At 63.6% G+C, this 19942-nt stretch carries 20 protein-coding genes; 3 read left to right on the top strand and 17 right to left on the bottom strand.

Annotated elements, in window-relative coordinates; genetic code table 11:
* Positions 1–22: 22 nt before the first annotated feature.
* From EN845_RS09715 to EN845_RS09690, 6 genes are all read right to left on the bottom strand, one after another.
* Entirely contained in the window at positions 23–1201 is a 1179-nt protein-coding gene (locus tag EN845_RS09715; RefSeq protein ID WP_127869820.1) for an alanine--glyoxylate aminotransferase family protein, read from the bottom strand.
* A gap of 26 nt (positions 1202–1227) precedes the next feature.
* Positions 1228–2034 (bottom strand): 4-pyridoxolactonase, encoded by an 807-nt coding sequence (locus tag EN845_RS09710; RefSeq protein ID WP_127869821.1) that lies wholly within the window; start codon positions 2032–2034, stop codon positions 1228–1230.
* Between the two features lie 48 nt (positions 2035–2082).
* Positions 2083–3018, bottom strand: coding sequence for an ABC transporter permease (locus EN845_RS09705; RefSeq protein WP_127869822.1), 936 nt, complete (start codon positions 3016–3018; stop codon positions 2083–2085).
* A 1-nt stretch (position 3019) separates the two neighbouring features.
* A complete protein-coding gene (locus EN845_RS09700; protein ID WP_127869823.1) occupies positions 3020–4117 on the bottom strand; it encodes an ABC transporter permease in 1098 nt (365 codons plus the stop codon).
* Complete coding sequence (locus tag EN845_RS09695; protein WP_127869824.1) at positions 4114–5682, bottom strand: ABC transporter ATP-binding protein; 1569 nt, start codon at positions 5680–5682, stop codon at positions 4114–4116. Before EN845_RS09695 ends, EN845_RS09700 begins: the two co-directional genes overlap by 4 nt.
* A gap of 77 nt (positions 5683–5759) precedes the next feature.
* Positions 5760–6788, bottom strand: a complete 1029-nt coding sequence (locus tag EN845_RS09690; protein WP_127869825.1) for a BMP family protein — start codon at positions 6786–6788, stop codon at positions 5760–5762.
* A 100-nt stretch (positions 6789–6888) separates the two neighbouring features.
* On the opposite strand from EN845_RS09690, the gene EN845_RS09685 reads away from it, so the two are divergent.
* Positions 6889–7314, top strand: coding sequence for a hypothetical protein (locus EN845_RS09685; RefSeq protein WP_127869826.1), 426 nt, complete (start codon positions 6889–6891; stop codon positions 7312–7314).
* Positions 7315–7349: 35 nt separating this feature from the next.
* On the opposite strand, the gene EN845_RS09680 is transcribed toward EN845_RS09685, so the two are convergent.
* The 10 genes from EN845_RS09680 to EN845_RS09635 form a co-directional block, all read right to left on the bottom strand.
* The gene (locus EN845_RS09680; RefSeq protein WP_127869827.1) at positions 7350–8360 is read right to left on the bottom strand and encodes an ABC transporter substrate-binding protein; all 1011 of its coding nucleotides are present in this window, start codon (positions 8358–8360) and stop codon (positions 7350–7352) included.
* Positions 8361–8398: 38 nt separating this feature from the next.
* Positions 8399–9214 (bottom strand): ABC transporter permease, encoded by an 816-nt coding sequence (locus EN845_RS09675; RefSeq protein ID WP_127869828.1) that lies wholly within the window; start codon positions 9212–9214, stop codon positions 8399–8401.
* Positions 9211–10041: an ABC transporter ATP-binding protein gene (locus EN845_RS09670; protein WP_127869829.1), complete on the bottom strand. Its 831-nt coding sequence runs from the start codon at positions 10039–10041 to the stop codon at positions 9211–9213. The genes EN845_RS09675 and EN845_RS09670 overlap by 4 nt, the downstream gene beginning before the upstream one ends.
* A 61-nt stretch (positions 10042–10102) precedes the next feature.
* On the bottom strand, positions 10103–11032 hold the full coding sequence (gene fhmpcd1 / locus EN845_RS09665) for a 5-formyl-3-hydroxy-2-methylpyridine 4-carboxylate 5-dehydrogenase (RefSeq protein WP_127869830.1): 930 nt from the start codon (positions 11030–11032) through the stop codon (positions 10103–10105).
* Positions 11032–12669: a choline dehydrogenase gene (locus EN845_RS09660; RefSeq protein WP_127869831.1), complete on the bottom strand. Its 1638-nt coding sequence runs from the start codon at positions 12667–12669 to the stop codon at positions 11032–11034. The genes fhmpcd1 and EN845_RS09660 overlap by 1 nt, the downstream gene beginning before the upstream one ends.
* Before the next feature lie 101 nt (positions 12670–12770).
* Positions 12771–13493 (bottom strand): class II aldolase/adducin family protein, encoded by a 723-nt coding sequence (locus tag EN845_RS09655; protein WP_127275694.1) that lies wholly within the window; start codon positions 13491–13493, stop codon positions 12771–12773.
* A 69-nt stretch (positions 13494–13562) separates the two neighbouring features.
* Positions 13563–14021, bottom strand: a complete 459-nt coding sequence (locus tag EN845_RS09650; protein WP_127275690.1) for a YbhB/YbcL family Raf kinase inhibitor-like protein — start codon at positions 14019–14021, stop codon at positions 13563–13565.
* A 30-nt stretch (positions 14022–14051) separates the two neighbouring features.
* Positions 14052–14642 (bottom strand): amino acid synthesis family protein, encoded by a 591-nt coding sequence (locus EN845_RS09645; protein ID WP_127275691.1) that lies wholly within the window; start codon positions 14640–14642, stop codon positions 14052–14054.
* A 68-nt stretch (positions 14643–14710) separates the two neighbouring features.
* Positions 14711–15850, bottom strand: a complete 1140-nt coding sequence (locus EN845_RS09640) for an NAD(P)/FAD-dependent oxidoreductase (protein WP_127869832.1) — start codon at positions 15848–15850, stop codon at positions 14711–14713.
* Positions 15851–15894: 44 nt separating this feature from the next.
* On the bottom strand, positions 15895–16731 hold the full coding sequence (locus EN845_RS09635; RefSeq protein WP_127870023.1) for an alpha/beta hydrolase: 837 nt from the start codon (positions 16729–16731) through the stop codon (positions 15895–15897).
* 64 nt (positions 16732–16795) lie between these two features.
* Here EN845_RS09635 and EN845_RS09630 point away from each other — a divergent pair, with 64 nt between their 5' ends.
* The gene (locus EN845_RS09630; RefSeq protein WP_245511694.1) at positions 16796–17572 is read left to right on the top strand and encodes a GntR family transcriptional regulator; all 777 of its coding nucleotides are present in this window, start codon (positions 16796–16798) and stop codon (positions 17570–17572) included.
* A gap of 145 nt (positions 17573–17717) precedes the next feature.
* A complete protein-coding gene (locus EN845_RS09625) occupies positions 17718–19274 on the top strand; it encodes a GMC family oxidoreductase (RefSeq protein ID WP_127869833.1) in 1557 nt (518 codons plus the stop codon).
* A gap of 59 nt (positions 19275–19333) precedes the next feature.
* On the opposite strand, the gene EN845_RS09620 is transcribed toward EN845_RS09625, so the two are convergent.
* Positions 19334–19882, bottom strand: a complete 549-nt coding sequence (locus EN845_RS09620) for an invasion associated locus B family protein (RefSeq protein ID WP_127869834.1) — start codon at positions 19880–19882, stop codon at positions 19334–19336.
* Positions 19883–19942 lie beyond the last annotated feature (60 nt).

The raw sequence follows: 19942 nt of genomic DNA, 5'->3' as shown, positions 1-19942 counted from the left end.
TGCGCAATCTGGTGATGTTTGTTCAGGCGTCGGCGTCGATCACGGCCAGCGCCGCGTCGATGCCCTTGCCGACCGCAAGCTTCCGGCCGGCCGCGTTCATTGCGCCGCCGAGCGCCGTCAGTGCCGCGATCGCGTAGATCGGCTGCGCCGTCGGGCCCATATGGCCAATGCGCGTCAGCTTGCCCAGCGTTTCGCCGCGGCCCGACGAAAACACCACGCCGTAGCGGGCGCGCGCTGCCTGGCGAAGTGCTTTCTCGTCGACACCATCCGGCGTGCGGACAGCGGTCGTCGTCGGCGAGGCGATCGTGTCGCTGGCGGCCCAGATCGACAGGCCCATCGCGGTGGCGCCCGCACGCATGGCCTTGGCGGTCAGGGCATGGCGCGCCCACACCGCTTCCGGCCCCTCGTTGAGATAGAGGTCGAGCGCGACATCGAGCCCGTTGATTTCCGAGACCGATGGCGTGAACGGAAACGGCTTTTCCCTCGACCAGGCATTTTCCCAATCGACGATGCTCAGCATCGATGCGCGCGGCGCCAGCGGATTGGCCTTCATCTTGGCCCAGGCCCGCTCGCTGACGCCCATCATGGTCAGGCCGGGAGGTGCGCCGAGGCACTTGTTCGGCCCGGTGACGTAGATGTCGGCCTTGCAGTCCTCCGGATGCGTCTTCATGCCCCCGAACGACGAGACGGCATCGACGATCAGGTAGCCGCCATGCGCCGATACCAGCGCGCCGATGGCATCGATCGGATTGATCGTGCCCGACGGGGTGTCGTGATGGCAGACGGAGACGACCGTGATTTCCGGATGCGCCTTCAGCATGTCGGCAACCGCCTGCGGGTCGATCGCCTCATTGTAGGGCACCTCGATCTCGAGCAGATGCGGCGAATAGCGTTTCGCCCAGTAGCCGAACCCCTTGCCGTAGACACCCGAGGCAAGGTTGAGCACCACGTCGCCGGGCGTGATCAGCGACGCTGCCGCCGCTTCCAGGCCCAGCACCGGCTCGCCATGCAGGATGACAGGCTTGTTGGAAAGCCGCATCGCCTTCTGCGCCTTGTCGACGACCTTCTCGTAGAAGAGCTGGAAGGCCGGGTCGTAATCGTAAAGCACGGTGCGGCCGAGGCCCCGCAGCACCTCGGCATAAGCGTTCACCGGTCCAGCGGTCAGGGTGATGACCGGATCGGCGTGTTCGAGATAGCGCATGGTCTTGGTCTCCGGATTGGCGGCGGTCAGCCGTAGAACTGCGTGCCGGTTTTGTAGGTTTTGAAGTTGTCCATGTCGTGCGAGTACATCAGCTCGGCGCCGTGATCCTCGGCAAGTTTCTTCACCTTGCGCATCGAATTGACGCCCGCGACCGGGTCGATATGGAAGGCTGCCTGGCAAAGCGTTTCAAGGCTCTTCTGCGTATAGGCGGCGTCGATCGTGAACATGATCGGCTTGCGCTTGGGAAACTCGACTAGGAGGCTGTAATGACCGATCGAGTGCCCGGGGGTCGAGATCAGCTTGACGCCCTTGGCGAGGTCGACGTCACCGTCAATGCCCTCGAAGGTCGAGTTGGCGCGCGTCGTGTCCTCCAGCAACTGGGCGGTCGCGCCACGCGCTTCGGCCGCCTCGGCCGAGAAGCTCAAGTCGGAATAGCCGAGATGTTCGAAGGGCTGCGGATTGCAGGCCTGCGGGACCTCCGTGCGATGGCAGATCTTCTTGGCGTGCGGAAAATACTTGTTGCCGCCGCAATGGTCGAAATGGAAATGCGAGTTGACGACGACGTCGATATCCCTGGGCTCCAGCCCGAGCAGCGCCAGCGCGCCGGGAATGGTCTGGTGCTTTTCCTGGATCGGCTTCTCGAAGGGCAGCACCTTCATGACGTGGTCATAGTCGTAGCCGGTGTCGATGAGGAAGCGGCCCTCGGCATGCTCGATCAGGATCGAGTAGACGGGGAAGCGCACTTCGCCGCCCGGGCCGCGGTTCCAGAAGACATGATAGCCGTCGAGGACGAGCGAGCCGCCGTCGAGCAGGTAGACCTTGGTATCCGACATTGTTGCCTCCGTTTCCGGCGCGGGTCCCATCCGCGCATCTGGTTTCTGTCAGCGCGCGCCGCGCTCGTATGGAATGCCGAGCGCCGCCGGCAGGCTGGCCCGCCGCCCGAACAGCACCAGCATGATCATCACCGCCAGGAACGGCAGCATCTGGATGACGTCGGTCGGGATGTTGATGCCCGCCACCTGCATGGCCGTGGTCAGCGACAGGCAGACGCCGAACAAAAGCGCCCCGAAGAGCACCCAGACCGGACGCCCGCGCGCCAGCATGGCCAGCACGATGCCGAGAAAGCCGGCGCCATTGGTGATGAACGGAATGAACAGGCCCGCCCCGACATTGGCGAGATAGGCGCCGCCGAGCCCGGCCAGCGCGCCGGTCGTCAGCACGGCGATGGTTCGGGTCCTGATGACGTCGATGCCGGCAACGTCGAGCGCGGCCGGCTTGTCGCCGGCGGCCTGCAGATTGAGGCCGAGCTGCGTGCGCCGGTAGAGGTAGCCCATGCCGAACACAAGGGCGACCGCCAGATAGACGATCAGATGATGCTTGAAGAAGGCCGGGCCGATGATCGGAATGTCCGACAGCAGCGGAATGACGGTTGCGTCCGCCGCCGGCAGGCGGGGATAACTGCGCGAGAACTGGAAATGGTGAAGCAGCGCCGTCAGACCTTCGAGACCAAGCGTCAGCGCGATGCCGATGACGATCTGGTTCAGCCCGATGCGCACGCAAAGCAGCGCCATGATCAGCGCCACCGCAATGCCGCCGGCCGCACCCGTGAGGAAGCCCAGCCACAGCGATCCCGAATAGAAGGCGCCGACGAAGCCGAGATAGGCGCCGGCCAGCATCATGCCTTCGATGCCGATGTTGAGCACGCCGGCCTTTTCCGACATCTGTTCGCCGAGGCCGGCAAGCAACAACGGGATGGCCGCCGTGACGGCGCCAAACAGCAACGCGCTGAGAAAGACTTCGCTGAACAGCCCGGTCATGTCAGGCCTTTCTCGACTGGTGATAGCGGTGGTCGACATACTCGGCGAGAGCGAGCACGATCAGCACGATGGAGACCAGCACCAGCGTGAAATGATTGGGCACGCCAAGTCGCCGCGCCGCGCTCTCGCCGCCGATCGACAGCACCGAAAGCAGGAACACGAAGCCTATCGCGGCAAAGCCGTTCATGCGGGCGAGAAACACGGCCGGAATGACCGCCAGCCCATAGGCGGGGTTCCAGTCGGCGCGGACATTGCCCTGCACGCCGATGATGTCGACAGCGCCGGCAAGACCCGCGAGTCCGGCCGAAATGGCAAAGACCGCAATGGTCAGCCCGGGCACGCCCAGCCCCGCATGAACCGCGGCGCGCGGGTTGGCGCCGACGATCCGCAATTTCAGCCCGAATGCCGTGCGCGTCATCACCAGATGCACGATGATGATTGCCGCCAGGCCGAGCAGCAGGCCACTGGTGATCGTGGTTTCAAACAGGCGCGGCAGCCGGTCTTCCACCGGCAGCGTGCGGGTCTGCGGCACGGTCGTGCCTGGATCGCGAAACACCAGCTTGACCAGCACATTGGCAAGCGACGTGCCGAGGAACGTCATCATCAGCGTGGTGATGATCTCGTTGACGCCCTGATAGGCGCGCAGCAGCGCCGGCACCAGCGACCAGATCATGGCCACCAGCATGGCGATCAGGAACGAACAGAAGAGCGCCAGCCAGGCGGGCAATATCTGCACCAGCACCGGAGCGCTTGCGGCCGCGGTGACCGCGCCGAGCAGGAACTGGCCGTCGCCGCCCAGATTCCACATGCCGGCGCGAAAGGCCACGATCAGGCCGGCGGCGAGAAACAGCAGCGGCGCCATGCGCGTCAGCGTCTGCTGGATGCCGAGCGGCGAGAACAGGCCCTTTTCCAGCACATAGCCATAATAGGCGAGCGGGTCGACGCCCACGGCAAGCAGGATGCAGCCGGCGATGACGAGAGCGGCAAGGATCGGCCCAATCGTCATCAGCAGCCGATGCAGAATGTCACGGCGCGTGGCCGCCCCGCTCGTGGCATCGAGTGCGGTGGCGCTGGCGGCGGGTGCGGTGTCGATGCTCATGCGGCAAGTCCGATCATCAGGCGGCCGACCCTGGTGCGGGCGTCGTCGGCATTGGCGACGGTGCCGACCAGCGCGCCATTGGCGATCACCGCGATGCGGTCGCACATGCTGAGCAGTTCCTCGAGGTCGGTGGAGATCAGGAGCACGGCGAGGCCGCGTGCCGCCGTGTCGCGGATGCGCTGGCGCGAGGCCAGCGTGTTGGCGAGATCGAGCCCGTAGGTCGGCTTGTTGAAGATCACCACCTTCGCGCCCTCGGCCAGTTCGCGCGCCAGCAGCACCTTCTGGATGTTGCCCCCCGAAAGCCGCGCGACCGGCGTCTTCAGGCTTGGCGTGCGCACATCGTATTCGCGCACGAGCTCGGCGGCGCGCTTGTCGATCTCGGCGCGCTGCTCGACGCCGCCGCGCCAGAAGGGCGCCGCGCCGACCTGCTTGAGGAAGAAATTGATGGAGACCGGGAACGTGCCGACAGTGCCCTCGCCCAGCCGGTCGTCGGTCAGGTAGCGAAGACCGCGCTGGCGGCGTTCGCCGACACTCAGGCCCTCGATGGCGGTGCCCTCCAGCCGGACCGAACCACCGGTCGCCACGCGCTGGCCGGCCAAGGCCTCCGCCAGTTGCTTCTGGCCGTTGCCGTCGATGCCGGCGATGCCGAGTATCTCGCCCGGACGGATGTCGAAGGAGATCGACGACAGGCCGGGCGCGTTGTCGGTCGGCGCGACCGTGAGATCCGCGACCTGAAGCAGCGGCGCGGCTTGCGCATCGACCGCGCGGGCCGGGCGTTCGATCGCTTCGGGATCGTCCTTCTGCTTGCCGAACATCAACTCCACGATCTCGGAAATGATCTCCTGTTCGCCAAGCGCGCGAAACCGCTCGGGTGGTATTTCGCCGACCTTGCGGCCGAGCTTCAACACCGAGATGCGGTCGCCAAAGGCGGCCGCTTCCTTGAGCTTGTGGGTGATGAAGACGATCGCCAATCCTTGCTCGACGAGGCGGCGCATCAGTGCGCCAAGTTCCTCGATGCCCTTCGGTGTCAGCATCGAGGTGGATTCGTCGAGGATCAGCAGGCGGCTGTTGCGCACCATGGCGCGCAGGATCTCGACCTGCTGCTGCTCGCCGAGCGAGAGTTCCGAAACCCTGGCATGCAATTTCACCGTAATGCCGAGGCTGCGGGTGATCTCGGCCACGCGGGCCTCGAGCTCCTCGGTCCTGGGACGCTGCCACCACGGCCCGCCAAGAAGCAGGTTCTCGGCGACCGTCAGGGTGGGTACCAGCATCATGTGCTGGAACACCGTTCCGATGCCGAGCGCCAGCGCATGGCGCGGCGATGTGATCGGCGTCGGTTTGCCGTCGACAAGGATGCGCCCCTCGTCCGGCTGCTGCAGGCCCGACAGCATGCCGATCAAGGTGGATTTTCCCGCGCCGTTCTCGCCGAGCAACACATGCACCTCGCCAGGGCGGATCGACAGGTCGATGCCGTCATTGGCGACAATGCCGGGAAAGCGTTTGGTCACGCCTTCAAGCGCGACGATGTCGCTGATATCGACGGGCGATGAAGAAAGACTGCTCATGAAAGCCCAGCACCAGAAAATGGGAACGGTCCGGAGGAGCGAACCGATCGCCCCTCCGGCAGCCGACTTTGATCGCCTTACTGGGCGACGCTTGTCATCAGCGCCCTGACGGCGGCCGCGTCATAGACCGGCTCGACCTTGATCTTGCCGGAAATGACGTCCTCGCGCAGCGCCTGGATTTCGCCCCAGACCTTGTCCGGGATGGCGGCGGTCTTCAGCAACTGCACGGAATCGTCCTTGAGGCCGATCGAATAGTGCTTGGTACCGAACGTGTCGGCCTTCAGGTCGGCGATCATCGCCGCGTAGACCGGTTCGATGTTCCACACCACCGACGACAGCAGGAAGCCCTTGTCGATCGGCGACTTGTCGCCGATGACGTCGATGAAATAGACCTTGCCGCCATCGGCGGCCTTTGTCGTCTCGACCGCCTGCAGCATGCCGAAGCTGGAGCCGTTGCCCTGGCCGAAGATGATGTCGGCGCCCGAGGCGATAACGCTTTCGGTGACGCGCTTGCCGCCTGCGGCGTCACTGTAGGCGGCCGGCCCGATCACCGCATAGGTGATCTTGACGTCCGGGTTCTCCGCCTTCACGCCCTGCGCGAACGCCGCCGACTGCGAGTTCCACGATGGCGGTTCGCCGGAGACGACGATGCCGACCGACTTCGAGCGCGACATCTTGGCGGCCAGACGGCCGGCCAGATAAGCGCCCTGGTGACCGCTCAGCGTGTAGTCGGCGACGAGGCCCTTCTCCAGGCCGTTCGGCGTGTCGACGATCGCCACCGGAACCTTCAGTTCCTTGGCGATCTCGGGCGCCGAGGTGTTGTAGCCGCTGGCATGCGCGATCAGCAGGCTGGCGCCGTCGGACGCGAGCTCGCGCAGCGTCGGACGGACATCTCCATAGCCGAGGCCCTGGGCCACGACCACCTCGACGCCGGCGGCCTTGCCGGCTGCCTTGGCGGCGTCGATGCCCTGCTGGTTCCAGCCATAATCCGTGCCCTCTTCGGGCGTCAGTATGGCGATCGACTTGACTTCGCCGGCAAGCGCGCCGCCCATCAAGACACCGCACAATATAAATGCACTTACACTGCTCTTAAGGATCTTAAACATATTACCCTCTCTGTTTGATTTTCCAATCAATATTCTTGTTGTTATTGCGCCGAAGCGAGATAGACTGCCTGAGAAAACTACCCCATGGAGCTCAGGCAAAGTGAAAATCCGTTATGCCCTTCCCGTGATTTTGGCGTTCACATCGCTCGCCAACGCGGTTGAGTTGCACCATGTGATTGTCCGCAAGGGCACCGACGGGCTCGACATGGTGCCGTTGACGATATCGAATGCGGGCAAGCAAGGCGTGTCCTGCAACGCCGACTTTGCCCACTGGTATTCGGAAGGGATCGCCACGATCGAGCCGGGCAAGAGCGCTCGCATCGAACTCTGGTTCGACCCCAAGACCGGCACCTTCACCATTCTCAACGACAAGCGCGAGAACCTGCCGGTCGAGCGGCTGTGGTGCGGCCTGTCTGGCCGCGCATACGCCACCCGCGCGCAGATCACGCTCGACCGGACCGACGCCGCCAAGGGCGCGCGCGCGGTGTCCTGCAGCATGCTGCAGGACGGCCTGGCGTGCCGGTAGGCGCTCATTGATGCGTCCGCCCGGAACATCGTGCCTTATTCCTTCGCCAGGAACTTGTCGGTGAAGACGTCGTCGGCCGACAGCGCCGCCTTGAGCACGCCCTGGTCGGTGAGCGTCTTCAGGGTTTCCTCCCACTGCGTCTTCGTCATCCAGCCGAGGCCATGGTCCTTGGTGTCGGGGCTGTTGAAGGTCGAGGCGATGTCGGCGTTGATCTGCGCCAGCAGCACATCCTTCTTGTCCGCATAGCCCGGAGCAGCCTTCGCCGTGATCTCGGCGGCTTCTTCCGGATGGGCGACGACATAGTCGAAGGCTTCTCTGTATGCCTTGACGAAGCGGGCGGCGACGTCGGGCTTGTCCTTGATCATCGCCTCCGAGGTGAACAGGCCAGAGCCATAAGCCTTCCAGCCATGGTCGGCGCCCATCATGATGCTGAGCGAACCCGGACCGCCCGCCTTGGCCTCCAGTTCGGGCACCTCGGCGTCGACATAGCCGACCACCGTCTGCACCCGGCCCAGAAGCAGATAGCTCTCATAGGGCGGCGAGACGCTGTTCAGCGTCATGTCCTTTTCGGTCAGGCCATTGGCCGCCAGGAAGCCCTTGAAGAAGATGTATGTCGAGCCCGCCGGATGGATGCCGATGGTCAGGCCCTTGAGATCAGCCGGCTTGGCGAGCTTCACCGTCTTTGCGAGCGACATGATCGCCAGCGGCGAGTGCTGGTTGACGGCGGCCACCGCCACCACCGGAACGTTCTGCGAGCGCGCGACGGCAAGCGTGGGGAGATCGCCGAAACCGAAATCCGCGTTCCCGTTGCCCACCAGCCGCATGGCATCCGGCGAACCCGAACCCTTGCGGATTTCGGCGACGTCGATGTCGTTCTTGGCGAAGAAGCCTTTTTCCTTGCCGACGAAGAACATGGCGTGGTTGCCACGAACGACCCAGTCGAGCTGGACAGTGACCTTGTCCGCCGCCAGCGCCGCGTTCGAGAAGCCAAGCGCCCCGGCAAATGCCGCAAGCGTGGCTACCTTGATAAGTGAGCGTCTCAGCATTTTTGTTCCCTTTTATTGTCGGTGGTTGATCGAGAGGCCTAGGCCTGGCTGAATTTGGGTGCCCACGGCACCACGATGCGTTCGAGGATTTCGGCCGCGTAGTAGAAGGCGATGCCGAGCACGGAGACGAGCAGCAGCGCCGCGAAGACCAGCGCGGTGTCGAGCTGGGTCGAGGCGAACTGGATGACGTAGCCCAACCCGTCCGAGGCGCCGGCGAATTCGCCGACGATGGCGCCGATCACGCTTAGCGTGGCCGCGATCTTGGTTCCCGCCATCAGGTTCGGCAGCGAATGCGGGACGCGGATCCTGAACAGGATCTGCGTCGGGCTGGCGCCGACCGAATTCATCAGCGACAGCAGCGAGCGATCGACCGATTGCATGCCGGCCAGCATCGACAATGTCACCGGGAAGAAGGCGATGACCAGGATCAGCCCGATCTTGGGCGCCAGCCCATAGCCGAACCAGAGAATGAAGATCGGCGCCAGCGCCACCTTGGGCACGTTCTGGAACAGCACCACCAGCGGATAGAGCGCTCGCCCCAGCCAGTCGAAGCGCACGATGACCAGCGCAATGGCGACGCCGACCACGACGGAGACAAGGAACCCGAACAGGATCTCGCCCGCGGTCACCAGGGTCGCCTGCATCAGCGTTTCCCATTGCGCGACCAGCGATTGCGCGATCTCGGACGGGGCGGGAATGATGAAGGCGGAGATGGCGAAGGTCCGCACCACGGCTTCCCAAACGATGATCGTCGCCAGCAGAAGTATGACCGCTGGGAGCCAGCTGCCGGTCGCGGCCGCCCAGTTCGAGGCAAGCCGCGAGTCGGAGAGATTGGGGATGGGTTGATCGCTCATGACGCGCCTCCCGGTTGATGGCTGGCGCGCAGCATGGTGCGCAGTTGAACCACCAGCCTGACGAACTCCGGATCTTCCGTCACCGACAGATCGCGTGGATAGGGCAGGCCAATGTCGAGGCTCTCGGTGATCCGGCCGGGCTTGATCCCCAGCACGTGGACATGGCGCGACAAATGAATGGCCTCGTCGATGGAGTGCGTGACGAGAACGATGGTCTTGCCGGTGCGCTGCCAGATCTCCAGCAGCGACTGGCCCATCGAATCGCGGGTAATGGCGTCGAGCGCGCCGAACGGCTCGTCCATCAGCAGCACCGCCGGATCGAGCGCCAGGGCCCGCGCGATGGCGACGCGCTGGCGCATGCCGCCCGACAATTCGTTTGGACGCTTGTGGGCGGAATCGCCCAAGCCAACCAGCTCAAGCATCTCCTGTCCGCGTGCCCGCAGCTCCGCGCGCGACAGCGACTTGTCGGCGATGCCGAGCAGCATGGATGCGTTGTCGACGGCATTCTTCCACGGCAGCAGGTTGGCGTCCTGGAAGACGAGGCAGATCATGCGCTTGCGCGCCGCCTCGACTGGCGAAAGCCCGGCGATCGAAACGCTGCCGCTTGTCGGATTTACCAGCCCGGCCAGAACCTTGAGCAAGGTACTCTTGCCGCAACCGGAAGGACCGATGAGAGAAACAAACGATCCCTTCGGCACCGAAAGATCGATGTTCTGCAGAACCAGTTGCCTGGCCATGACCACCGAAACGCCCTTGGCGGAGATCAGGTCGTCGTGACGGATATGGGCCGGCCGGCCGCCGGCTGCACGAATGGTCTCAACGCGCATGGTTTGGTCCTCCATGCGGCGCCCCAATCCAACCGGCCTTGTGAGCACGATGTGTCATTGGCTACTCCCGGCCTTCCAGGATGCGCCGCACGGCGACGAGTTTGCCCGCCCGCTCGCCTTGCAGCGCCTTGATCTGCTCGGGCGTATAGGAGAACATGCCCTCCCCCGACTTGATGCCGAGCTTCGACGCATTCGTCTTTTCCAGCACCATCGGCGCGACATCGTCGCGATTGGAGAGATCGGCGTTGAGGAAGGACGAGACGGACTTGTAGATATCGAGGCCCGCCATATCGAGCAGCGCCATCGGCCCGATCACGGCGATCTTGTAACCGATGCCCCAGGACACGCAGGTGTCGAGATCTTCCGGCTCGATGACACCGCGCTCGACGAGGTCGACCGCCTCGCGCAGCAGCGCATAGAGCACGCGGTTCTCGACGAAGCCCGGAACGTCCTTCTTGACCACCACCGGCAACAGGCCGATCGAGCGGATCAGGTCGCGGATAACAGTCACGATCCGCGGCGCGGTCTTCTCGCCTGCGATCACCTCGATCATCGGAATGATGTGCGGCGGGTTCGACCAGTGCATGCCCACCATCCGCTCCGGATGCGAGATATGCGCCTGCAGCTTGGTGATCGGGATGCCCGACGTGTCGGACGCGACGATCGTGTCCGACGCGATCAGGCTGTCGATCGTGCGATAGACATCGGCCTTGATCGAGATATTTTCAGGAACGTTCTCGATGACGAGGTCGGCGCCCGATACCGCGTCCGCGATATCATCCGTGAAGCGGACCGTTCCGGCGCCGGCCGGAGGCACCGCGATACCCAGGGAATCCAGAACGGTCTCGGCGACGCCCAGCATGGCCCCCGCGCGCTCGATCGCCGCCGGGGCAACATCGTAGGCGACGACCTGCAGGCCGCCCCTGGCAAGCCGGGCGGCCATGCCTGGCCCCATCGTACCCAGACCGATGATGGCGATACGTTGGATCATCACGCTGCCCTGCTTTCCGTTGCTGCTTTTGATGCCGCGATGAGGTCGGCGGCTTTCTCGGCAATCATGATCACCGCCGCATTGATGTTTCCGCAGACCAGGTCGGGCATGACGGACGCGTCCACCACCCTAAGGCCGTCGACGCCGCGAAGGCGCAATTGCGGGTCGACGACCGAGGCCGTATCGGCCCCCATGCGGCATGTCCCGGCCGGATGATGCACGGTGATGGAGGTCTTGCGGATATGCTCGTCGATCTCCTCGTCGCTCTGGCATTTGGGACCGGGAAAGAACTCCGCCTCGATGAAGGGCTGCATGGAGGGCTGCGCCGCGAGATCCCTCGCCACCCGGAAACCGGCCCGAAGGGACTCCCAGTCTTTCGGCGAAGCGAGGAAATTCTGATGGATCAGCGGCGCCGCGAGAGGATCGGCCGAGGGCAGTTTCACCGCCCCCCGGCTTTCAGGCTGCGTCGCCACGATCCGCGTGGCGAAACCGTCCGGAAATGGCGCCTTGAACGGCTTGAGGTATGGCCACGCGGCGAGCGGGGCCGCCGTAAACAGCAGTTGCACATCGGGCAACGGCCGTTCCGGACCGCTTTTCAGGAAGGCGACAACGCCGCCGGGGACATCGCCCGAGAAACCCCGACCCGTGAAGTAGGTCTTGGCGAAATCGAACCCGATCCGATCGGCACGCATGTTGCGAAGGAAAGGGCCGCCCGGAGCCCGGCGTCGGTACATGAGAATGACCGAGACGTGGTCCTGCAGGTTCTTGCCGACCGCCGGCAGGTCGACCCGCGTCTGGATACCGTGCGCCGCCAGTTCCTCCGGCGCCCCGATGCCGGACAGCATCAGGAGTTGCGGCGTGTTGATGACGCCGCCCGAGAGCAGGACTTCCTTGCGGGCGACGACCGTCCGTTCGCCGCCGCCGTGGTTCATCACCACCCCGGTGGCGCGCGTGCCCTGCAGGATGATCTTCGTCGCCGTCGCTCCGGTCAGGACGGTCAGGTTGGGCCGCTTCAGGGCCGGCCGCAGATAGGCGGACGCGGTCGAGCTGCGCCGGCCTTTCGAAATCGTCATCTGCAGGCGGCCGAACCCTTCCTGCCGCTCACCATTGTAGTCGTCCGTCTGCGGATAACCCGCCTCGACGCTGGCTTGCGCAAAGGCGTCGATCAGCGGGTCCTTGTAGCGGCAGAACTGGGTGCTGACTGGACCATTGCCACCACGAAAACGGTTGCCGCCCCCTTCCCAGCTTTCCTGCTTCTGGAAATACGGCAGGACTTTATCGTACGACCAGTCTTGGAGCCCGCTGGCCGCCCAACGGTCGTAGTCGCCGCGATTGCCCCGCACATAGGCCATGGCGTTGGTCGACGACGACCCGCCGATCACCTTGCCGCGCGCGCACTCGACCCTGCGGCCTCCGACATTGTCTTCCGGCTCGCAGAAATACATCCAGTCATGGCGGCGCTCCGTCAGGATCTTACCCCAGCCAAGCGGTATGTGGATCATGGGGTCGCGATCCCAGCCGCCGGCCTCCAGCAACAGCACCGAACATCCGGGGTCGGCGCTCAGCCGGTTGGCGAGCACGCAACCGGCCGATCCGGCCCCAACGATGATGTAGTCGTAACTTTCCGCATGCGGCATGGTTTTGTTGCTTTCGCCTGACGCTCGGGCGCCAGAGAATTATCGAGATCGAGACCGGAGAGCTTGGCTCGGACCAAGCTCTTCCAGGCCATGTTCAAGGATCAGGCAAGGCCCACTTGCCTGAGACGCTGCGACCAGTGATTCCATCCTCGATCGATCTGGGCACCGACGAGTTTTCCTGCGGTCTTTATCTCGCCCGGCGACAGATATTTGACATTGCCGATCCGCAGGCCGGCCGTGAGCGCTGCCGCTTCCTGTTCGAGATAGAAGGCGCGGAAGACGACCTCCCGCACTGAGTTGCCGACATTGACGACGCCATGCCGCGCCATGAGGACCACGGTCTGGTTGCCGAGACTTTCGGCGATATCCGCGCAGACCCCGGGGCTGCCGCCGAAGAGATCCGTCTCGTCGCCATTCTTGTCGCGAATCTCGTAGACCGGGACCGACTCGCCGATGAATGCGCCCATGTGGGTGACCGGCCGAAGCGGCGTATCGACGAAGCAGTACGGCAGGACAGCCGGAGAATGGGTGTGGAGCACACACTGAACGTCGGGCCGCGCCTTATAGATCTCGCTGTGGATGTAGCGCTCAAGATAGGAGGGTCTGTTATCCGACGTCTCGCCGTCGAGATTGAAACGCTGGATGTCGTCGACGGTAATCAGGCTCGGAGCAAGCTTCTGGGCCAGGAAGAAGCTTTCGGGATCCTCCGGGTCACGGGCGCTGATGTGCCCGAACGTATCCATAATGCCTTCGTTCAGAAGGATCTTCGTCGCTGTGACCAGCTCTTCGAAGACCTTCTGGTGCACGGGGCCGTTGTCTCTCATTTCCAATTCTCCCATTGCGGTGACAGCGACCATTCTTGTTGTTGTTATCGGTCGCCGGCGCCGCGGATTTCACTTGTTTTCGTAGATGCCGACGATCCGATTCTGCTCGATGATGTTGCCGGCATATTTCTGCAGGAACTCCTCCCTGGTGGGTGTCCCTTCGACGTGGGTGTCCAAGGCATAGACCCAGAAGTAGTAGTGATGTTCGCCATGGCCAGCGGGCGGCTGAGGCCCGTAATACTGCTTGCCGCCGGCGCCATTGGGGCCGACGCGGAATTTTTCCTGCGCGTCCGAAAGATCGGTGGTCGACGGATCGATGCCGTAGACGACCCAGTGCGTGAAGCCGTTGGGCAACGGCGCGTCGGGATCATGGCAGATGACCGCGAGTTCCTTCGCGCCTGCCGGCACGCCGCTGACCGTAAGCCTGGGCAACACATTGCCTTTGTCGCCGGCATGCTCGTCGCGCAATTTCCCGAGCGGCTTGAAATCAGCCGATGTAATCTTGAGGTCCTTGATGTTCAGGGGCATGGAATTCGTCCTTCGCCAATTTCGATCGAACTAGACACCGACCTTGAGGTCGGCGACGGTTTTGCCTCCGACGCGCTGATGCACGCGCGGACCCGATGCGACGGCGACGCAGATCAAAAGCTCATCGGGGCGCGGGCCATCCGGCACGGAAAAGGTGACCGCATCATAGTGGGAACGGATGTAGAGCTCGTCCTTGTGGGCAAGCGGGATATCGATGGATGTGCCGGCGGCGGCGACCTTGCTGACCGACGAAATCCAGGCCTTGCCGCCCCCGACCTGCTGCCGCAGCGGATCTCCGAACACCGTGGTGATGCAGGCGACGACATGCTCCTGTTCGCCTGATGTGCCCGCGATACCGCCCTTGCCATAGCTTTCGACCGGCCTGTTGCCGAGCAGCGCCACGGCCCGCTCACCGAGCGCATGACCGATGGCTGAGCTCGGATTCGTCAGCTCGGACAGTTCGGCGACGAACTTTCCGGCATACGGATTGCGTATGACGACGCCAGTCGCGACTTTGACGAGGGTCTCGCCAGGCTGGCCGCCGTCATGCCGGCTTTCCTGGACCGAGGCGTACCAACCCCTGACGTCATAGTCCCGTTCGACTTCACTGGAATAGTTCATCTTTATCTCCTGAAGGGTGCGCGCAGTTTCCGCACGCGCCGATTAATTCGTTGACCGCCGGTCCGAGCTTACTGCGGCCATGAGAAGACGCCGCGCAGCGGGTCGTAGCGGGCTGCTTCCAGAGCTGCCGGCGTGAACATGTTTCCCTTCGAGAGCGAGCGGTTCGCCGCGTAGTCGCCGGACAGCGCCTGGCAGCGATCGGTGATCGGGCGAATGCGCTTCTCCCACGCGACGAGCGCGTCCTCGACCGAAGAGCCCGCCTCCAGGTCCTGCGAGAGGCTGAAGGCATTGACCATCGCGCAACCGGCGCCCTGGGCAAGAGCCGGGCACATCGCATGAGCGGCATCGCCCACGAGGGCGACCTTGCCTCTTGTCCAGCTGTCCAGCTTGGTCGTTTCGTACTTGTCGTACCTGGCGGTTTTCAGCTTCGCCGCCTCGATCAGGCAGGGCTCCAGGAAAGGAAACATCTCGACCCAGACTTCAAGGTCGATCGGAACCTGCGAACCCCGCGGATCGGCGGCCGGAGCCATGAGGCCGAGATAGAGCTCGTTCTCGTTGCAGGGCGAATAGAGGATGCGCTGAACCCGTGGCCAGAAGTTCCACATGTCGATGGTGTTGTCCCACTCGCCGTGGCCGAGTTCCTTCTTCTTGCGAGGAACGATCAGCCGGATGAGGCCATCTTTGGAAACCCATCGGTCCTGCTTGAAGCCGATGGAATCCCTGACCTTGGAGCCAACGCCGTCGGCGCCGACGATCAGGTCGGCCTCGAGAACCTCTCCGGTCTGAAGCGTCAGGCGGCCTTCCGGATCTGCGGCGACCGCTTCGGAGTTGACTGATATGTCGACACCCAGCGCACGGGCGCGGTTGACCAAGGCATCGTGCAGGTGGCTGCGGGTCATGATGCGCCAGGGAAGACCGTTGAACGTCTCCTTGGAAACCGACTTGTTGTGCATCCAGGTCTCGTAGGTGGGAGGCGTGTGCGAACCTTGGAGAACATCATCCAGGGCGCCCAGTCCCTCCAGCACGCGAAGGCCATTGTGCCAGAGATAGATACCCGCGCCGAAGGCCCGGAGCTCCGAGCTCTTTTCGTGCAGCCTGACGTCCCAGCCGTTTTGCCTCAGAGCGATGGCGGCTGTCAGGCCGGCAAAGCCGCCGCCAGCGACCTCGGCACGGCGCGCCTTACCCTGGGTTCTGTTTACATTGGCCATTTTCTATCCTGATGCTGCGTACAAGAAGACGGCGTGCTGGGCCGTCAGGCGTCGATGAAATTCGTGATGGCTTTCAACGTGATCTCGGGAGAAACCTCGTTGACGTAATGGTCGGCGCCCGGAACGACGACCACGGGCAGATCCGGCCGCAACCGGCTTGTTTTTGCAAGCGCCGCCGCCGAAACCAATTTGCTCGCCTCGCCCCGAACGATGAGGACGGGCTTCGTCACGTCCCGATAGGCGGGCGCCAGGTCTGATCGCAGGCCCTTGGCTGTCCGGGCCATGGCCTCGGGCGACGCCAATGGCCGCAGCCCGCCGTCGACCCGATGATAGCCGCTCTCGGCTCGGATCTTGATGGCAGCGGCGGGAATGTTGGTATAGCGGCCGGCAAGATAGGCTTCGACGGCATCGATATCCTGGAAAAGCTGGCTTCCCGCATTCACGCGGGCTTCCAGCGCATCAAGCGCCTCGGTCTCGATATATGGCGTGAAATCGATTGCGACGACCGAGCGCACCAGATCCGGATATCTCACGGCGGCGGTGACGGAGTTCCTCGCGCCAAGCGAATGTCCGACGAGGATGGCAGGACCCCGGTCGAGCGTGCGGATCAGGCCGGCAATGTCGTCAGCATAGTCATTCGCCTCGTAGCCGCTTTCCGGCTTGTCGCTGAGGCCATGCCCCCTCTGGTCGACAGCTACGGTCGTGAAACGATCCGAGAGCCGAGCCATCAACGGCGTGAAGACCGCCGAGTTGGAGGTTATGCCGTGGAAAAACAGCATCAACGGGCCGTTGCCCGTCTCGCGCACGTTCAAGGCGATGCTGCCGGTGTCGATGCGTCGCGAGCCAAATGGGTCGCAAGCTATCTCTGCCGCCATGTTCATGATCCTCACCATCACTGCCCGTCTCCTTCAAAAGGATCATACAGCCGGGAGCACGTCAAGAAGATTGTCTGACATTCTTGCAATCTTCAGATTTGACAATCTGGCTATTTTCCACCGCGTCGCGTATGGTGCCGCGGAGATTGCGACTCAAACCTATGAGACGTTGCCCATGCCTCCAGATTTGAATTTGCGGATTTCGCCACGGACGGTGCAGCGGGAGACCGTCGACAAGTTACGGCTCGCCATCTTCTCCGGAGTGTTCCAGCCGGGAAGCCGCCTCATCGAAAGTCAGCTGTGCACACAGCTCGGCATCAGTCGCCCGTCGCTGAGGGAAGCTTTGCGCAGTCTCGAGGCCGAGCGCCTGATCGAGATTGTACCCAACCGCGGGCCATCAATACCGTCACTTTCGTGGGAGGTGGCAACCGCCATCTACGAGGTTCGAGAGCTGCTGGAAGTCGAGGCGGCGGGACGATGCGCGTCGAGAATTTCCCCGGAGCAGTTGCTTGAACTCGAGAAGTCTCTTTCCGCGTTCGAAGAGGCGGCATCCAGCAATGACAGCCTGGCGCAGGTCATGACCGCCGCGGACTTCTATTCGATCATACTCTCGAATTGCGGGAATCCCATTCTTGAGGAAGTCCATCGCGGCCTGGTGGCCAGGATCAGCTTCTTTCGAGGACGATCGATGTCATTGGAAGGCCGGGCACAAAGCAGCCTGGCGGAGATGAAGGAGATATTCGAATCCATCGCCGCCGGCGATGAGAAGGCCGCACGCAAAGCCTCGAAGAATCACCTGTTGAAGGCGAAAGCGGCAGCGAAGATGTCCATGGACAGCGCGATTTGAGTTTTTCGGAAGGCGGTTGCTCCGTCTGAAAACTCGAAATCCTTCATGACATTGCGGATCGACGGTCCGCCGAACGCGAATCAGGCGGGGCTCACCCCGTCAGGGTTAGACATGCCGGCCGTCGAAGCCGGCAGATGGAGTGATGATGACCAGTGCCAATGTCGAGCGCAGAGCGGATGCCGATATCGTCATCGTCGGCGGGGGGTCGGCTGGCGCGTTGCTTGCAGCGCGACTGAGTGAAGAGCCGGACAGGCGCGTTCTGCTGATCGAGGCGGGTGAAGAGGCGGCGGACCCCGACATCTGGAACCCCGCCGCCTGGCCGGCGCTTCAGGGGCGCGGCTACGATTGGGACTATCGCACGGAGCCGCAAACCGGGACTGCGGGCCGGGTGCATCACTGGGCGCGCGGGCGGTTGGTGGGCGGCTCGAGTTGCCTGCATGCGATGGGCTACATGCGCGGCCATCCCCTCGACTTCCAGGCATGGGTCGACGCGACCGGCGATGACAGGTGGAGCTGGGATGGATTGCTGCCCGCGTTTCAGGCTATCGAGGATCACCCGCTCGGTGGCAACGGCCTTTACGGCAAGGGCGGGCCGATGCCCGTCCATTTGCCAACCGACGAGGTAAGTCCAGTCGCACGCGCGTTCATCGAAGCCGGCGCCTCGCTCGGCCTGCCGCGTCTCGAAGGTCACAACAGCGGACAGATGATCGGCGTCACCCCGAATTCCTTGAACATTCGAGACGGTCGGCGGGTCACGGTGGCCGACGCCTGGCTCACGCCGACGGTTCGAAGCCGCAAGAACCTGACCATTCTTACGGGATCGCGGGTGCGGCGGCTCAAGTTGGAGGGCAATCAGGTCCACGGCCTCGAGGTCGTGGGGCGGCAGGGTCGGGTCGAAATCCTTGCGGATCAAATCGTGCTTTGCGCCGGCGCGCTGGAAAGTCCGGCCTTGCTGATGCGCTCGGGCATCGGCCCGCACGATATACTCGACGCCGCGGGCGTCAGCTGCGTGATCGATATGCCGGAGATCGGTCGAAACCTTCAGGACCACCTGCTTGGTGCCGGCAACCTCTATGCGGCCCGCAAACCCGTTCCCCCCTCGCGCCTCCAGCACTCGGAGTCGATGGCCTATATGCGGGCCGACGGGTTTACCGGCACCGGCCAGCCCGAAATTGTCGTTGGTTGCGGCGTCGCGCCGATCGTATCCGAACGCTTTCAGGCGCCGGCCGCTGGCACGGCATATTCGCTGCTGTTCGGGATCACCCATCCGACGAGCCGCGGCAGTCTGCGCATAAGCGGGCCGGAACTCGACGATCGATTGATCATCGACCCCGCATACCTGCAAAGTGGTCGGGACCGTGCGCTGTTTCGCCAGGCGCTCGAGGCAGCCCGGACAATCGGACATCGAGATGAACTCGCTGGCTGGCGAGAGCGCGAGCTCCTGCCAGGCACCCTGAACAGTGCGGCTCAAATGGATGACTTCATCGCGCGGTCGGTCATCACGCATCACCATCCCTGCGGCACTTGCAGGATGGGCAAGGACCCGGACGCCGTCGTCGATGCGAATCTCAAGCTCAAGGCGCTCGACAATCTTTTTGTCGTTGACGCGTCGGTCATGCCCAGTCTCACCGCGGGGCCGATACACGCCGCGGTTCTCGCTATCGCCGAGACCTTCGCTCGCCGGAAAATCCTGCTGTCTTGATCCGAGGGCTGCGCGTCCGTTCCTTCGCTACAAGGCTCGGGCCGCTGTCGCCATGCTCCTCAACGCGCGCTGAGCGCGACCATGCGGTCAAGGGCAGCGCCAAGGCCTTTCAGCGACACCGGAAAACTAAGCGTGGTCTCGGCCGCGGTGGTGACGTCGAGCTTGATTTCGGTACCTGCCTTGAGCTTCTGCATCAGCGCCCGGTCGATCGGAAACAGCGCCACGCAGCCATTCGGCAGGCAGGTCCTGAACTTCAACGGCCCGACAGGCGGCTGGTCGTCGATCTGTGCCGCCACGCCGGGATCGAACAGGATGCCGAAGGGCAGCAGCAAGGTTCCGATCAGTCCGCCCTTCTGCCCCACGCGCAACTCCACGGCCAGTAGCCTCTGGCCGTTTTTCTGCGTCTGGTCCTGCGTGACCGTGCAGACCCGGGCATTGTCCTGCATGCCGCAGGCCAGCTGCCAGTCCTGATAGGTTTCCTGGAGCGACGATGCGCCGTTCGGAAGCGACGCCGCCTGCTGCTGTTGCGCGAAAGCAGCCGGCAGCGAAGCGGAGAAGGCAGCCGCGCAGAGGGCGGCTGCCTTCAGCGAAAAATATCTACGAACCAATGAATGCGGCCTTCTCTTCGGTGCCGGGCAAATGCCCAAAGTGTCGGCTTCGAGACGCCG

Source organism: Mesorhizobium sp. M8A.F.Ca.ET.202.01.1.1 (assembly GCF_004791595.1).
Taxonomy (GTDB): Bacteria; Pseudomonadota; Alphaproteobacteria; order Rhizobiales; family Rhizobiaceae; genus Mesorhizobium.
This window is presented reverse-complemented; position numbering and strand designations above follow the sequence as displayed.

Bases quoted from the DNA above. Each gene is read 5' to 3' on its own strand.
- EN845_RS09625 (WP_127869833.1), top strand. From the start codon at position 17,718: ATGACCAGTGCCAATGTCGAGCGCAGAGCGGATGCCGATATCGTCATC.
- EN845_RS09710 (WP_127869821.1), bottom strand. From the start codon at position 2,034: ATGTCGGATACCAAGGTCTACCTGCTCGACGGCGGCTCGCTCGTCCTC.
- EN845_RS09670 (WP_127869829.1), bottom strand. From the start codon at position 10,041: ATGCGCGTTGAGACCATTCGTGCAGCCGGCGGCCGGCCGGCCCATATC.
- EN845_RS09675 (WP_127869828.1), bottom strand. From the start codon at position 9,214: ATGAGCGATCAACCCATCCCCAATCTCTCCGACTCGCGGCTTGCCTCG.
- EN845_RS09640 (WP_127869832.1), bottom strand. From the start codon at position 15,850: ATGGCCAATGTAAACAGAACCCAGGGTAAGGCGCGCCGTGCCGAGGTC.
- EN845_RS09650 (WP_127275690.1), bottom strand. From the start codon at position 14,021: ATGCCCCTGAACATCAAGGACCTCAAGATTACATCGGCTGATTTCAAG.
- EN845_RS09715 (WP_127869820.1), bottom strand. From the start codon at position 1,201: ATGCGCTATCTCGAACACGCCGATCCGGTCATCACCCTGACCGCTGGA.
- EN845_RS09705 (WP_127869822.1), bottom strand. From the start codon at position 3,018: ATGACCGGGCTGTTCAGCGAAGTCTTTCTCAGCGCGTTGCTGTTTGGC.
- EN845_RS09645 (WP_127275691.1), bottom strand. From the start codon at position 14,642: ATGAACTATTCCAGTGAAGTCGAACGGGACTATGACGTCAGGGGTTGG.
- EN845_RS09680 (WP_127869827.1), bottom strand. From the start codon at position 8,360: ATGCTGAGACGCTCACTTATCAAGGTAGCCACGCTTGCGGCATTTGCC.
- EN845_RS09695 (WP_127869824.1), bottom strand. From the start codon at position 5,682: ATGAGCAGTCTTTCTTCATCGCCCGTCGATATCAGCGACATCGTCGCG.
- EN845_RS09690 (WP_127869825.1), bottom strand. From the start codon at position 6,788: ATGTTTAAGATCCTTAAGAGCAGTGTAAGTGCATTTATATTGTGCGGT.
- EN845_RS09700 (WP_127869823.1), bottom strand. From the start codon at position 4,117: ATGAGCATCGACACCGCACCCGCCGCCAGCGCCACCGCACTCGATGCC.
- EN845_RS09660 (WP_127869831.1), bottom strand. From the start codon at position 12,669: ATGCCGCATGCGGAAAGTTACGACTACATCATCGTTGGGGCCGGATCG.
- fhmpcd1 (WP_127869830.1), bottom strand. From the start codon at position 11,032: ATGATCCAACGTATCGCCATCATCGGTCTGGGTACGATGGGGCCAGGC.
- EN845_RS09655 (WP_127275694.1), bottom strand. From the start codon at position 13,493: ATGAGAGACAACGGCCCCGTGCACCAGAAGGTCTTCGAAGAGCTGGTC.
- EN845_RS09635 (WP_127870023.1), bottom strand. From the start codon at position 16,731: ATGAACATGGCGGCAGAGATAGCTTGCGACCCATTTGGCTCGCGACGC.